We start from the raw sequence: 13,747 nt of genomic DNA on the forward strand, positions 1-13,747 counted from the left end.
GCCCCGCAACGTACCCCGATCAGCGTGACAGCGGTTATGCTCACCCCTCATTTGAGCAACGGAATGACGTGTGACAGCACTGACCCCACTGGAAAAACTCTGGCTCACCGAAGCCATACGCCTGCGTGAAGAACACGCCGGCGCCCTGGAGGACCAGGAAGCCAATCGCCTGGCGCGCACCGCTGGCGGCGACCTGGCGAGCCGCCTCCAATACCGCGCGTTGTGGCTGGCCGAACGCGACGGCCTGGCCGCCGCGCTGCGCCACTGGGTCCAGGGCGCGCGCCTGGCGTTGATGCTGCTGGCGCTGCTGGCCGTCGTCAGCGGCGCCGGCCTGGCCTTCGCCGCCCTGGGCAACGGGCAGGCGCCGGTCAATGTGTTCTGGGCCCTGGGCAGCCTGCTCGGCCTCAACCTGATCCTGCTGCTGAGCTGGGCCCTGGGCCTGCTGTTCGCCGGCGAACACGGCGCCAGCCTCGGCCGCCTGTGGCTGTGGCTCAGCGCCAGGCTCGCCCGCGACGCCAAGGCCGCGCAGTTGGCACCCGCCCTGCTGCTGTTGCTGCAACGGCGCAAACTCAATCGCTGGGCCATCGGCACCCTGGTCAACGGCCTGTGGCTGCTGGCCCTGCTCAGCGCCGTGACGATCCTGCTGATGCTGCTGATCACCCGGCGCTACGGGTTCTATTGGGAAAGCACCCTGCTTGGCGCGGATGCCTTCGTGGCCATCACCAATGCCCTCAGCGCCTTGCCTCGGGCCATCGGTTTCGGGGTACCGACCGTAGAGATGATTCACGCCAGCACCCGGGACGTTTACAACACTGAACAGGTGCGCCAGATGTGGGCCGTCTGGCTGGTGGGTTCGCTGATCATTTACGGCGTGCTGCCGCGCCTGGTGTTGATGCTGCTCTGTCGCTGGCGCTGGAAGCATGGGCAGGCGCGCCTGCAACTGGACCTCAACCTCCCCGGCTACAGCCAACTGCGCGAAGCACTGATGCCCAGCAGCGAACGCCTGGGGATCAACGATGCCGCCCCCGACTTGCTGCACCGCGTCGAAGGCGGCGTCAGCGCGCAGGACAGCGATGGCGCCCTGCTGGTGGCCATCGAACTGGACGACCAGCGCCCCTGGCCACCGCCATTGCCGGCCACGGTGAAAGACGCCGGCATCCTCGACAGTCGCGAATCCCGGCACAAGCTGCTGGAACAGATGAGCCGCTTTCCGCCGGCGCGCCTGGCCATCGCCTGCGATCCACGGCGCTCGCCGGACCGTGGCAGCCTGGCGCTGATCGCCGAGCTGGCCCGCAGCGCCACTGCCACCCGGGTCTGGCTATTGCAGGCGCCGCCGGGCCAGGCGCTGGATGCCGAACGCCTGGGTGACTGGCATGTAGCCCTGCAACAACTGGAACTGCCGTTCGCCGACTGCGCGCCGCTGAACTGGCTGGAGACCGGGCATGACTGATCCTCGCAAACCGCCGTTGAAGCTGGCGGTGGTCGGCCACACCAACGTCGGCAAGACCTCCCTGTTGCGCACCCTGACCCGGGACGTCGGCTTCGGCGAGGTCTCCCATCGCCCCAGCACCACCCGCCATGTCGAGGGCGCGCGGCTGTCGGTGGACGGCGAGCCGCTGCTCGACCTGTACGACACCCCCGGCCTGGAAGACGCCATCGCCCTGCTCGATTACCTGGAACGCCTGGAACACCCCGGCGAGCGCCTGGATGGCCCGGCCCGCCTGGCGCGGTTTCTCGAAGGCAGCGAGGCGCGCCAGCGTTTCGAACAGGAAGCCAAGGTGCTGCGCCAGCTGCTGGACTCCGACGCCGGGCTGTATGTGATCGACGCCCGCGAGCCGGTACTGGCCAAGTACCGCGACGAACTGGCAGTCCTCGCCAGCTGCGGCAAGCCGCTGCTGCCGGTGCTGAATTTCGTCAGTAGCGCCGACCATCGCGAGCCGCACTGGCGCGAAGCCCTGGCCCGCCTGGGCCTGCACGCGCTGGTGCGGTTCGACAGCGTGGCGCCGCCGGAAGACGGCGAGCGGCGGCTGTATGAAAGCCTGGCGTTGCTCCTGGAAAGCTCGCGGCCGCAGCTGGAACGCCTGATCGCCGACCAGCAGGCGCAACGCCTGGCCCGCCAGCAGAGCGCCGCGCGGCTGATCGCCGAACTGCTGATCGATTGCGCCGCCTGCCGGCGCAGCGTGGTCAGCGAGGCCGAGCAGGAACAGCAGGCCATCGGCGAACTGCGCAAGGCCGTGCGCCAGCGCGAACAGCGTTGCGTCGAGGCGCTGCTCAAGCTCTACGCCTTCCGCCCGCAGGATGCCGCCGCCAGCGATGTGCCGCTGCTCGACGGGCGTTGGGGCGATGACCTGTTCAACCCGGAAACCCTCAAGCAATTGGGGGTGCGGGTCGGTGGCGGGATCGCCGCCGGCGCGGCGGCCGGGGCTGGCGTCGACCTGCTGGTGGGCGGCCTGACCCTGGGCGCGGCGGCCCTGGCCGGGGCAATTGCCGGTGGCGCGCTGCAAACCGCCCGCAGCTACGGCGGCCGCTTGCTGGGCAAGCTCAAGGGCCAGCGCGAGCTGACCGTGGACGACAGCGTGCTGCGCCTGTTGGCCCTGCGCCAGCGGCAACTGGTGCAGGCGCTGAATGTACGCGGTCATGCGGCGTTGGGCAGCATCCAGCTGGCCACGCCCCAGGACCAGAGCTGGCGCGAGGGCAAGCTGCCGGAGGCGCTGAACAAGGCCCGCGCCCACCCGCAGTGGTCGTCACTGAACCCGGCGCCGCGCCTGAGCCAGGCCGAGCGCCAGGAGCAGATCGAGGTGTTGGCGCAGAAGCTGGTGGTCGGGGATTAGGTCATCCATCTGTAGCCGCTGCCGCAGGCTGCGATAAGGCCGTCAGGCCTTCCTGCGTCAGTGAGAAACCTGCGACCGTTCCGGTCGATCGCAGCCTGCGGCAGCGGCTACAGATTATGCGTTCAGCAAACGCGCCGCCTTGTCCTTGAGCACCTGCAAATCCATCACCGGCACCCACAGCTCCTTGGCCTGTTCGTCCCAATGGCGCAGGCGCAGGCTGACCGCGCACAGCGGGTCCTGTTCGAAGGCCCGGGCCTCCTCGGCGCTCATCACTCCGCCCTGGTATTGCAGGGTGCGCCGGCTGGCTTGGCTGAGCCGCTCGTAGTAGCCCGGCTCCTTGAAGGTCAGGTAACGCTTGGCCTGCACGTGGTATTCCACCAGCCGCGCCAGGCGCTCACTGAAACCGGCGCGGCGCAGGTAGTCGGCGCCCAGCCGTTCATGGCTGACCACGCCGAAACCGCCCATGTTCTCGCCATCCTGCGCACAGATATGCCCGATATCGTGGAAGAACGCCGCCAGCACCACTTCGTCGTCGAAACCCTCGGCCATGGCCAGTTGCGCGGCCTGGGACATGTGTTCGATCTGCGACACCGGCTCGCCGATGTAGTCGCTGTCGCCAAAACGCTCGTACAGGCCGAACACCTCGGCGATCCGCTGCTCAGGCCGCATCAGGCTTCCTCCAGCAAACGGGCGATATTGCCCTCGGCCATGGCCGGGCCGACGCTCATGCCCACGCCGCTGTGCATCAGGGCCGCGCTGACCCCGGCGGCCGGGCGCAGGAACGAGAACGGCGCCGGGCCGCGGGCGCCATAGACACCCTGCCAGCGCTCGATCACCTGCACCTTGCAGCCCAGGGTGTGCTCGACCAGTTCGAGCATCCAGTTGTCCACCTGTTCGGCATTGAACGGCGACGGGTCGCTGCCGTAATGGTGGGAGTCGCCGATGATCAGCTCGCCATAGGGCGTCGGGCTGATCAGCAGGTGGATGCCGTTTTCGTGCAGGTGCGGCGCGTCCCGCAGGATCTGCGCCCGCACCGCCGCCGCCTCGGGCAGGTCGGCAAAGGCGCCGTAATGCACGCAGCTCAGGCCGGTGAGCAGCGCGTGTTGCAGGTCCAGTTGCACCTCGGGCCGGGCGCGGAGCATTTGCAGGCGACAGACCTGCGGCGCCAGCGCGGCAATCGGCTCAGCCAACAGGGTCTGGTAGTCATGCCCGGAACAGACCAGGATCTGCGCCGCGCGAAAGCTGCCGGCGGTGCTGTGCAATTGGCCGGGCTCGATGTCGCGCACCAGGGTGGAGAAATGAAACTCCACCTTAAGGTCGCGGCGCAGGTAGTCGATCAGCATCGGGATGGCTTCCCGGGAGTACAGCTGCTGGTCGTCCAGGCCGTGCAGCGCCGCGCGATGATGACGGAAGCGGCCGCCGTACAGATCGTTCAAGGCCGCGCCGCGCAGCAGTTCGACGCGGTAGCCGTGTTCCCGGGCGCGTCCGGCGCAGAAGGCCTGCAGCAATTGCTCTTCGGCCTCGGTGCGGGCGAACAGGTAAGAGCCGTTGCGCTTGAGCGGCAGGCCGGCCAGTCCGGCCCAGTCACCCCAGATGCCGCGACTGGCCTTGGCCAGCTCGAGCATCACCCCAGGCGGCTGGCCGGTCACCAGGGCCTGGCCGAAATTGCGCACCGACGCGCCCAGGGGCGTGGCGCTGCGCTCGAAAACCCTGACCCGCAAACCGCGCTTGGCCGCGGCATAGGCATGGGACAGCCCGAGGATGCCGGCGCCGACGATCAGCAGGTCGTTGTGGTTGCTCATGTGTATGGTCCTTGGGCAATGACCTCGGCGAGGTCGAATCGCGGGCCAGCCTCGCGCCTACAGAAAAGAGGCTGGCCCGCGACAGGGTCTGTCGGTTACTGGGCGGCGACCTTCTCGGACTTGCCGTCATACCGTTTGCGCCATTCGGCGAGGATCTGGTCGCGGTTCTTCGAGGCCCAGGCGAAGTCGTTCTTGATCAGGCGCTGCTCGTAGTCGGCCGGCAGTTCGGTCTGCGGCTTGGCGATCCCCGGCTGGGCCAGGACGGCGAAGTTTTCCTTGTACAGCTCCATGGCCGCGGGGCTGGCGGAGAAGTCGGCGAGCTTCTTCGCGGCGTCTTCATGAGGGGTGCCCTTGATCACCGCGGTGGCTTCGATTTCCCAGCCCAGGCCTTCCTTCGGCAGCACGATGTCCAGCGGCGCGCCCTGGCGCTTGAGCTGCACGGCCGGGTATTCGAAAGAGATGCCGATCGGGAATTCACCGGCCGCCGCCAGCTTGCACGGCTTGGAACCGGAGTGGACGTACTGGCCGATGTTCTGGTGCAGCTCGTCCATGTACTGCCAGCCCTGCTTCTCGCCGAAGGTCTGCAACCAGGCGCTGACGTCGAGGAAGCCGGTGCCGGACGAAGCCGGGTTGGGCATGACGATCTTGCCCCTGTACTCAGGCTTGGTCAGGTCCTGCCAGCTTACCGGCTTGGCCAGGCCCTGCTTTTCGGCCTCGACGGTGTTGAAGCAGATGGTCGCGGCCCAGACGTCCATGCCGACCCAGGCCGGTGGGTTGGCGGCGTCGCGGTAGTTGCCGCCGATCTTGCCCAGGTCCTTCGGCGCATAGCCTTGCAGCATGCCCTGCTGATCGAGGATCGCCAGGCTGGAGGCCGCCAGGCCCCACACCGCGTCCGCCTGCGGCCGGGCTTTTTCCGCCAGCAGCTTGGCGGTGATGATCCCGGTGGAATCGCGCACCCATTTGATTTCCACGTCCGGGTTGGCGGCTTCGAAGGCCTGCTTGTAGCTCTTCAGTTGCTCGGCCTCGAGGGCGGTATAGACGGTCAGTTCAGTCTTCGCGGCAAAGGCGTTCATGCTGACAGCAGTGAGGACAGCAGCGGCAACAGCCAAGGGCTTGAACATGGTGCGGTTCCTTTCTGTGGTAGTGGGGTTGGACAGATTCAGTGGCTGGGCGCGGTCTGCCGCCAGGCCTGGGAGCGGCGCAGCAAGCCGCGCGAAGCCCAGGCCAGGAACAGGGACACGCCCGCCGAGGTCAAGAGGATCAGGGTCGACATGGCGGCCGCGCCGCCGACGTTGCCGGCGTCATCCATGTTCAGCACCGCCACCGCCGCGAGGATGGTGTCGGGGCTGTAGAGGAAGATCGCCGCCGAGACAGTGGTCATGGCCGAGACGAACAGGTAGCGCAGGATGTCCAGCAACGCCGGCAGGCAGATCGGCACGGTGACCCGCAGGTAATGGCGGTACAGCGGCGCCTTGAGCGACAGCGCGGCGGCCTCGAACTCGGCGTCGAGCTGGCGCAGCGCGGTGGTGGCGGTCATCTGCGCGGTGGTCAGGTAGTGGGCGATGGTGCACACCACCAGCAGGGTCATGCTGCCGTAGAACACATGCAGCGGGTTGCCGCTGAGGTTGAAGAAGAAGACATAGCCCAGGCCCAGTACCAGGCCCGGCACCGCCATCGGCACGAAGCTGAGCATGCGCAGCGCCAGGTTGAGGCCGCGCTGGGCGTGGGTCTTCTCCATCAGGTAGGCGCCGGTGAAGATCAGCACGCTGCCGATCAGCGCCGTGCACAGGGCCATGCTCAGGCTGTTGCGGTAGGCCAGCCAGCCGCCGCCGGCGGTGTCGTTGAACTGATAGTGATTGAGTGACAGCGACAGGTTATAGGGCCAGAACTTCACCAGCGACGAGAACACCGCCATGCCGAACACCAGCAGCAGCGCCGCGCAGATCAGCAGGACGATCGCCAGGTAGCAGCCATCCCGCAGCCGGGAAGGCGCCGGCTGGAACACCTGGGCCCGGCCGCTCATGGCGTCGCCATGACGACGGCGCAGCCAGGCATCGACGCCGAAGCTGAACAGCGCCGGCAGCAACAGCACCATGCCGATCAAGGCGCCACGGCCGAACTGTTGCTGGCCGACCACGGCCTTGTAGGCTTCCAGCGCCAGCACCTGATAGTCGCCACCGACCACCACCGGCACGCCGAAATCGGTGATGGTCAGGGTGAACACCAGGCAGAACGCGGCGAACACCGCCTGCCGGGTGGCCGGCCAGGTGATGCTGCGAAAAGCCTTGGCCGGGCTGGCGCCCATGCTCGACGCGGCGTCGAACAGCCGCGCATCGGCCAGGGACAGGGCCGACAACAAGATCATCAGGGCGTGGGGAAAGGTGTAGATCACCTCGCCGAGGACAATGCCCCAGAAGCCGTAGATATTGTCCGAGAGCAGCCCGCGCAGCAGGCCCTGGTTGCCGAACAGGTAGACCAGGGCGATCCCCGGCAGCATCGACGGCGCCATCAACGGCAGCAGCGACAGGCCACGCCAGATCGCCTTGCCGGGAATCAGCGTGCGTTGCAGGGCATAGGCGAACAGGTAGGCCAGCGGCACCACGATGGCGGCGACGCTGAGGGAGACTTTCAGGCTGTTGCCCAGCAACCAGTGGAAGTTGGCGCTGCTCACCAGCTCACGGGCGGCGACCAGGCCACCGCCCTGCCCGGCTTCGCCGCTGAAGCCGCGCCAGAAGATCGCCAGCAACGGCAGCAGCACCGCCAGGCCCAGCAGCAACAGCAGCACCAGCTTGCCGCCGAACACGAAGATGCAGTCGCCGATTTCCGCACGGGCCTGGCGCGCCCGTTTCGCGGGTAGCGGCAGGGTCAGGTCAACGGCCATTTCAGGTAAACACCTGCAGGCTGCGCGGTGGCAAGGCGACCCAGATGTCCTGGGCGCCGAGGCGCGGCATGGCTTCCGGGGCCAGCTCGGCCAGCAGCGGATGGCCGGGCAATTCGTTGAGTTCGAAGCTCATGCGGCAGCGGTTGCCGAGGAAGGTGATCTCCCGGACCTTGGCCGGGAACAGGTTTTCCTCGTCCACCGGCGGATTGACGCTGATCGCCTCCGGGCGGCAGAACAACCGGCCCGAGGCCGCCTTGCCGGCGTCGGCCGCCAGCCGCAGGTTCATCCCGCCGACCTGGGCGTGGCTGTCGCTGCTGCGGCGGAACGGCAGCCAGTTGCCCTGGCCGACGAATTCGGCGACGAACGGGGTGGCCGGGCGATCGTAGATTTCCTGTGGCGTGGCGTACTGCTCGACCTTGCCGTTGTTCATTACCGCGATACGGTCGGCCATCAACATGGCCTCGTCCTGGTTGTGGGTCACCATCAGGGTGGTGATGCCCAGGCGCCGCTGCAGCTGGCGCAGCTCGGTGCACAAATGCTCGCGCACCCGGGCATCCAGCGCCGACATCGGTTCATCCAGCAGCAGCAACGAAGGCGCTGGGGCCAGGGCACGCGCCAGGGCCACCCGCTGCTGCTGGCCGCCGGACAGCTGGCTGGGGTATTTCTTTTCGCTGCCGGTCAGGCCCACCAGTTCCAGCATCTGCGCCACGCGCCGGCGCACTTCGTCGCGGCCGCTGCCGGCCAGGCCGTAGGCGATGTTGGCTGCGACGCTGAGGTTGGGGAACAGCGCATAGGACTGGAACAGAATGCCGTAGTCCCGGGCCTGGGGCGCCAGATGCGAGACATCACGGGAGCCCAGGTACAACTCGCCCCGGTCCTGGCGCTCGAGGCCGGCGATGCAGCGCAGCAGGGTGGTCTTGCCGCAGCCCGACGGGCCAAGCAGGCACACCAGCTCGCCGGCCGCCACGTCCAGGGAAACGTTATCCAGCGCGGTGAAAGCACCAAAGCGTTTCTGCATGCCGCGCACCTTCATCGGTGCGCCGGGGTTGCTCGGGGCTGTTGCGATCGGGTTGTTCATGGACGGACCTCATCAAGCAGATGCAGGCCATCCTAGGGAGCGAATGCGTAGTTACTGTGGCAATGAGGCAAAAGTTGCCGATAGTGGTATTGGTGGATTTGGGTTGGCCCTGCCGGCAATCCCGTAACCCTGTAGCCGCTGCCGAGCACAGCGAGGCTGCGAACGGGCGCCCGCGCCCGCAAAAAGGCGCCCCTCGATTACCTGGTCATGGGGCGTTGCCAGGGTTGCGGCTGCTGCGCAGCCGTTCGCAGCCTCGCTGCGCTCGGCAGCGGCTACAAGGAGCAGGGTTCAGGCCGGCGCCATTTCCTGCGCCAGCCCGAGGAAGGCCGCCGGCAGGCGCGCGCCTTTGCGCTCCTTGAGGCAGTACAGGTACTCGGCGATCTGCGGCGCGTTCTCGATGGTCAGCACCCGCAGCTGCGGATCGTGGGGCACTTCCTGGCGGGCAATGATGCTGATGCCGATATTGCGCAGCACCGCCTCGCGGATCGACTCGCGACTGCCGATTTCCAGCAGCGGCCCGCAGCCGACCCGGGCGCTGTCGAGCAATTCCTCGGTCAGGCGCCGGGTGGTGGAACCCGGCTCGCGCATCAGCAGGGTATGCCCGGCCAGGGCGTTCAGGGGCACGTGATCGAGGGCCGCCAACGGATGATTGCGATGCACCGCCAGCACCAGCGGGTCGCTACCGAGCACTCGGCGGATCAAGCGCGAATCTTCCAGCAACTGCGAGGACGCGGCGATGTCGACCCGGTACTCCTCCAGCGATTCCAGGACCTGCTGCGAATTGCCGATTTCCACTGACACCTCCACCTGGGGCAGGCGCTCCCGGAAAGTCTTCACCAGGTCGAGGATGTAATACGGCGCCGTGGCGGCGATCCGCAGGGTGCCTTGCAGCTGGCCGCTGTTGCGCAGGAAAAACTCGATATCGGCTTCCTGCTGCAACAGTGCCTTGACCATCGGCAGCAGCCGGGCGCCCTCCTCGCTGACGCTGAGGCGGCGGCCGCCGCGGTAGAACAGCTCGACCGCGTACTGGCTTTCCAGATGGCGGATCTGGGTGGTCACCGTGGGCTGGCTCAGGCCGAGCTTTTTCGCCGCCAGGGTAATGCTGCCCAGGCGGGCCACCATGTAAAACGCCTTCAGCTCGGCACTCAGCACTGCACGCTCTCGTTATCCCTTTACTTGCGCAACAGGCGCAAACCGTTGAAGACCACCAACAGGCTGACGCCCATGTCGGCGAACACGGCCATCCACATGGTGGCCAATCCGAAGAAGGTTACCCCAAGAAAGATCGCCTTGATGACCAGGGCCAGGGCGATATTTTGTACGAGGATGTTCGAGGTCTGGCGGGACAGCCGGATAAACGCTGGAATCTTGCGCAGATCGTCGTCCATCAGGGCGACATCGGCGGTCTCGATGGCGGTGTCGGTACCCGCCGCGGCCATGGCGAAACCGATCTCCGCGCGGGCCAGGGCCGGGGCGTCGTTGATACCGTCGCCGACCATGCCGACCCGATGCCCCTGGGCGTACAGGTCTTCGATGGCTTGCAGCTTGTCGGTGGGCAGCAGGTCGCCGCGGGCCTGATCGATGCCCACCTGGGCGGCGATGGCCTCGGCGGTGTGCGGGTTGTCACCGGTCAGCATCAGGGTCTTGATGCCCAGCTCGTGCAACTGCTGGATCGCTTCGCGACTGGACTCCTTGACCGTGTCCGCCACGGCGAACAGGGCCAGGGGGCCGACGCTGTCGAGCAACAGCACCACGCTCTTGCCCTGTTTCTCCAAGGCGAACAGCTGCTCTTCCAGCTCCGGCGAGCACAGCCCCAGCTCCTCCACCAGGCGGTGATTGCCCAGGTGGTAGAGCTGGCCGTTGATTTCCCCGCGCACACCGCGGCCGGCCAGGGCCTCGAAGTTATCCACAAGGTGCAGGCCCAGTTGCTTATCCACAGCCGCATTGGCGATGGCCAGGGACACTGGGTGGTCGGAACGGGATGCCAGGCTGGCGGCGATGGCCGGCGCGCGGCGGTCCGCCAGCGGGTCGAGGGGCAGGAAATCGGTCTGCACCGGCTTGCCGTGGGTGATGGTGCCGGTCTTGTCCAGCGCCAGGTAGTCGAGCTTGTAACCACCCTCCAGATAAACCCCGCCCTTGATCAGGATGCCTTTGCGTGCCGCCGCGGCCAGGCCGCTGACGATGGTCACCGGGGTGGAAATCACCAGGGCACAAGGGCACGCCACCACCAGCAGCACCAGGGCGCGGTAGATCCAGTCGAACCAGGCGGCCCCCATGAACAGCGGCGCAATCACCGCCACGGCCAGGGCGAAGGCAAACACTGCGGGCGTGTAGATTTTCGAGAACCTGTCGACGAAGCGCTGGGTCGGCGCGCGCGTGCCCTGGGCCAGCTCCACGGCATGGATGATCCGCGCCAGGGTCGAGTTGTTGGCCGCGGCGGTCACCCTGTACTCCAGGGAGCCGGCCTGGTTGATTGTGCCGGCGAAAACCTTGTCGCCCAAGGTCTTTTCCACCGGCAGGCTTTCGCCGGTAATCGGCGCCTGATCGATGGTCGAGGTACCGGCCACCACCTCACCGTCCAGGCCGATGCGCTCACCCGGACGCACCCGTACCCGCGCACCAAGCTCGATGCTTTTCGCTTCCCGCTCGATCCAGCTGCCGTCCGCCTGCTGCACCGTGACCCGCTCCGGGGTCATCTGCATCAGGCCGCTGATGGCATTGCGCGCGCGGTCCAGGGACCGGGCCTCGATCAGCTCGGCCACGGTGAACAGGAACATCACCATCGCCGCTTCCGGCCACTGGCCGATCAGCACGGCGCCGGTCACGGCGATGCTCATCAGCGCATTGATGTTGAGGTTGCGGTTTTTCAGGGCGATCCAGCCCTTCTTGTAGGTGCCGAGGCCGCCGCTGAGGATCGATACCAGGGCAATCACCGCCACCACCCAGGTCGGCGCGGCGCTGGTGAAGTGGATTACTTCCGCGGCCAGCGCGCCGATGCCGGATAACGCCAGCGGCCACCAGTGCTTTTTCACCGGGGCCGCGGCCGGGGCAGCGGACTCGCCATTCAGGCCGATGGGCTCGGCTGCCATGCCCAGGGACTTGATGGCGGCGATGATCGGGGCGTCGTCCTGCAGGTCGTGGGTCACGCCCAACACCCGGTTGATCAGGTTGAACTCCAACTGCTGCACACCCGCCAGCTTGCCCAGCTTGTTCTGGATCAGCGTCTGCTCGGTCGGGCAGTCCATGGCGTCGATGCGGAAGCTGCTCAGGCGCGCATTGGCGCTCGGCGTCGTGCCCAGCTTGACCAGCGACGGCGCGGCGGCCGACGAACAGCAGGCGTCGCCATGGCTGGCGGCCTGGGGCTCGCTCAACGGGATCAACGACGGCGCTGAACAGCAGGAACCGCCGTGGCCAGCATGGTCGTGTTTTTTCACCGGCTGCAATGTTGCGCCAGGGTCGTGATCGTGATCGTGGCCAGCATGCTTGGAATCAGCGCCGGGCTTGCCGTGGGTGTGCAGGGAATCGCTCATAAGGTCGCGTCCGAAAAGGTGCCTGTTGCCAAGTGAACACCCTGTAGCCACTATAGGGTCAAGCACCCTTTCGGAGATTGTCGCGATGAAAATTGGCGAGTTGGCAAAGCTGACCGACTGTCAGGTCGAAACCATCCGTTACTACGAGCGCGAAGGCCTGTTGCCGGAACCGGCCCGCAGCGAAGGCAATTACCGCCTGTACACCCAAGCCCACACCGAACGCCTGACCTTCATCCGCAACTGCCGCAGCCTGGACATGACCCTCGAGGAAATCCGCAGCCTGCTGAACCTGCGCGACAGCCCGCAGGACCAGTGCCAGAACGTGAATGCGCTGATCGACGAACATATCCACCACGTCAAGGCGCGGATCGACGGGCTGCTGGCCCTGCAGACACAGCTGCTCGACCTGCGCCAACGCTGCAGCGAAGGGCCGGACCTGGATCAGTGCGGGATTTTGCAGCGCCTGGAAGTCAGCGGCTCGGTGGCCCCCAGCGAGGCCGAGGATTCTCACGTGGGCCGTAGTCACGGCCACTAAACAAACCTTGTAGGAGCGAACTCGCGATAGCGGTAAGGGGAGCACCGCAGGTCTCAGCCTGACGGCTGATCGCGAGCAAGCTCGCTCCTACAGGGGACGGATCAGACCGCCATTGGCGCGGTCATCGGCGCGTGGTGCTCGTAGCCTTCCAGCGAGAAGTCGCTCGGCTCGACCTTTTCCAGCCACTGCGGCGCGTACACGCCGGTCTTGGCGAACTCCGGTACACGCTCGGAAATCACCAGCTTCGGCATCGGGAACGGCTCGCGCTTGAGCTGTTCGTTGAGCATGTCCAGGTGGTTTTCGTAGACGTGGGCGTCACCGATGAAATAGGTGAACCAGCGCGGGGTGTAGCCGGTCAGGCGGCCGATCAGGCTCAGCAACGCGGCGCCTTCGGTGAGGTTGAACGGCGTGCCCAGGCCCAGGTCGTTGGAGCGGATGTAGAGGGTCAGGGAAATCTCCCGGGTCTCGACATTCGGGTGGAACTGGTACAGCAGGTGGCACGGCGGCAGGGCCATTTCATCCAGCTGGGCGCAGTTCCAGCCGTGGAACAGGATACGGCGGCTGCCCGGGTCCTTGATGATGGTGTCCACGCACTGGCGCACCTGATCGATGGCCTTGTACAGCACCACGTAGGCCTGGCCGTTTTCCTCGCCTTCGGCGATCTGCCGGTAACCCTGGCCCAGGGTCTGCTCGATGGCGGCCGGGTTGCTCAGGGGGATCTGCTTGTACGCCGGCCACTTGCGCCATTGCACGCCGTAGATCTCACCCAGGTCGTCCTCGCCCTGGCGGAAAGGGTTGGCCAGCCACTGGGCGTTTTCGTTGGCGTTCTGGTCCCAGACCTTGCAGCCCAGGGCACGGAATTCGGCGGCGTTGTTCACCCCACGGAGGAAACCGCACATCTCGCCGATGGCCGACTTGAAGGCCATCTTGCGGGTGGTGATCGCCGGAAAACCTTCTTTCAGGTCGTAACGCAGCATCGCACCAGGGAAGCTGATGGTGTTCACGCCCGTGCGGTTGGCCTGCTTGGTGCCGTTCTTGATGACGTGGGCGACCAGATCGAGATATTGCTTCATGTATTACCTGTGTCCTT

The 13,747-nt window shown here is 66.5% G+C and carries 11 protein-coding genes; 3 read left to right on the plus strand and 8 right to left on the minus strand.

The window, feature by feature from the left end:
- Window positions 1–70 precede the first annotated feature (70 nt).
- Both IF690_RS28240 and IF690_RS28245 read left to right on the plus strand, forming a co-directional pair.
- Window positions 71–1,450, plus strand: a complete 1,380-nt coding sequence (locus IF690_RS28240) for a DUF2868 domain-containing protein (RefSeq protein ID WP_202698273.1) — start codon at window positions 71–73, stop codon at window positions 1,448–1,450.
- On the plus strand, window positions 1,443–2,831 hold the full coding sequence (locus tag IF690_RS28245) for a GTPase/DUF3482 domain-containing protein (RefSeq protein ID WP_202698274.1): 1,389 nt from the start codon (window positions 1,443–1,445) through the stop codon (window positions 2,829–2,831). The genes IF690_RS28240 and IF690_RS28245 overlap by 8 nt, the downstream gene beginning before the upstream one ends.
- A gap of 114 nt (window positions 2,832–2,945) precedes the next feature.
- Here IF690_RS28245 and IF690_RS28250 read toward each other — a convergent pair whose 3' ends face one another.
- From IF690_RS28250 to IF690_RS28280, 7 genes are all read right to left on the minus strand, one after another.
- Window positions 2,946–3,500, minus strand: coding sequence for a phosphonate degradation HD-domain oxygenase (locus IF690_RS28250; protein ID WP_202698275.1), 555 nt, complete (start codon window positions 3,498–3,500; stop codon window positions 2,946–2,948).
- Complete coding sequence (locus IF690_RS28255) at window positions 3,500–4,633, minus strand: TIGR03364 family FAD-dependent oxidoreductase (protein ID WP_202698276.1); 1,134 nt, start codon at window positions 4,631–4,633, stop codon at window positions 3,500–3,502. The genes IF690_RS28250 and IF690_RS28255 overlap by 1 nt, the downstream gene beginning before the upstream one ends.
- 95 nt (window positions 4,634–4,728) lie before the next feature.
- Window positions 4,729–5,754, minus strand: a complete 1,026-nt coding sequence (locus IF690_RS28260; RefSeq protein ID WP_202698277.1) for a putative 2-aminoethylphosphonate ABC transporter substrate-binding protein — start codon at window positions 5,752–5,754, stop codon at window positions 4,729–4,731.
- Window positions 5,755–5,792: 38 nt separating this feature from the next.
- Window positions 5,793–7,514 (minus strand): putative 2-aminoethylphosphonate ABC transporter permease subunit, encoded by a 1,722-nt coding sequence (locus tag IF690_RS28265; RefSeq protein WP_202698278.1) that lies wholly within the window; start codon window positions 7,512–7,514, stop codon window positions 5,793–5,795.
- A 1-nt stretch (window position 7,515) separates the two neighbouring features.
- Window positions 7,516–8,592, minus strand: coding sequence for a putative 2-aminoethylphosphonate ABC transporter ATP-binding protein (locus IF690_RS28270; RefSeq protein WP_202698279.1), 1,077 nt, complete (start codon window positions 8,590–8,592; stop codon window positions 7,516–7,518).
- Window positions 8,593–8,880: 288 nt separating this feature from the next.
- On the minus strand, window positions 8,881–9,744 hold the full coding sequence (locus IF690_RS28275; RefSeq protein WP_202698280.1) for a LysR family transcriptional regulator: 864 nt from the start codon (window positions 9,742–9,744) through the stop codon (window positions 8,881–8,883).
- 20 nt (window positions 9,745–9,764) lie between these two features.
- Window positions 9,765–12,122 carry a heavy metal translocating P-type ATPase gene (locus tag IF690_RS28280; RefSeq protein WP_202698281.1) on the minus strand — a complete coding sequence of 786 codons (2,358 nt, stop codon included), beginning with the start codon at window positions 12,120–12,122 and terminating at the stop codon, window positions 9,765–9,767.
- Between the two features lie 85 nt (window positions 12,123–12,207).
- Here IF690_RS28280 and cadR point away from each other — a divergent pair, with 85 nt between their 5' ends.
- On the plus strand, window positions 12,208–12,657 hold the full coding sequence (cadR, locus tag IF690_RS28285; protein WP_007930346.1) for a Cd(II)/Pb(II)-responsive transcriptional regulator: 450 nt from the start codon (window positions 12,208–12,210) through the stop codon (window positions 12,655–12,657).
- A 101-nt stretch (window positions 12,658–12,758) separates the two neighbouring features.
- Here the strand turns inward: cadR and IF690_RS28290 are convergent, their stop codons facing one another.
- Entirely contained in the window at window positions 12,759–13,730 is a 972-nt protein-coding gene (locus IF690_RS28290) for a thymidylate synthase (protein ID WP_023967952.1), read from the minus strand.
- Window positions 13,731–13,747: the final 17 nt, after the last annotated feature.

This window comes from Pseudomonas sp. SK3(2021) (genome assembly GCF_016772375.1).
Lineage (GTDB): Bacteria > Pseudomonadota > Gammaproteobacteria > Pseudomonadales > Pseudomonadaceae > Aquipseudomonas > Aquipseudomonas chlororaphis_I.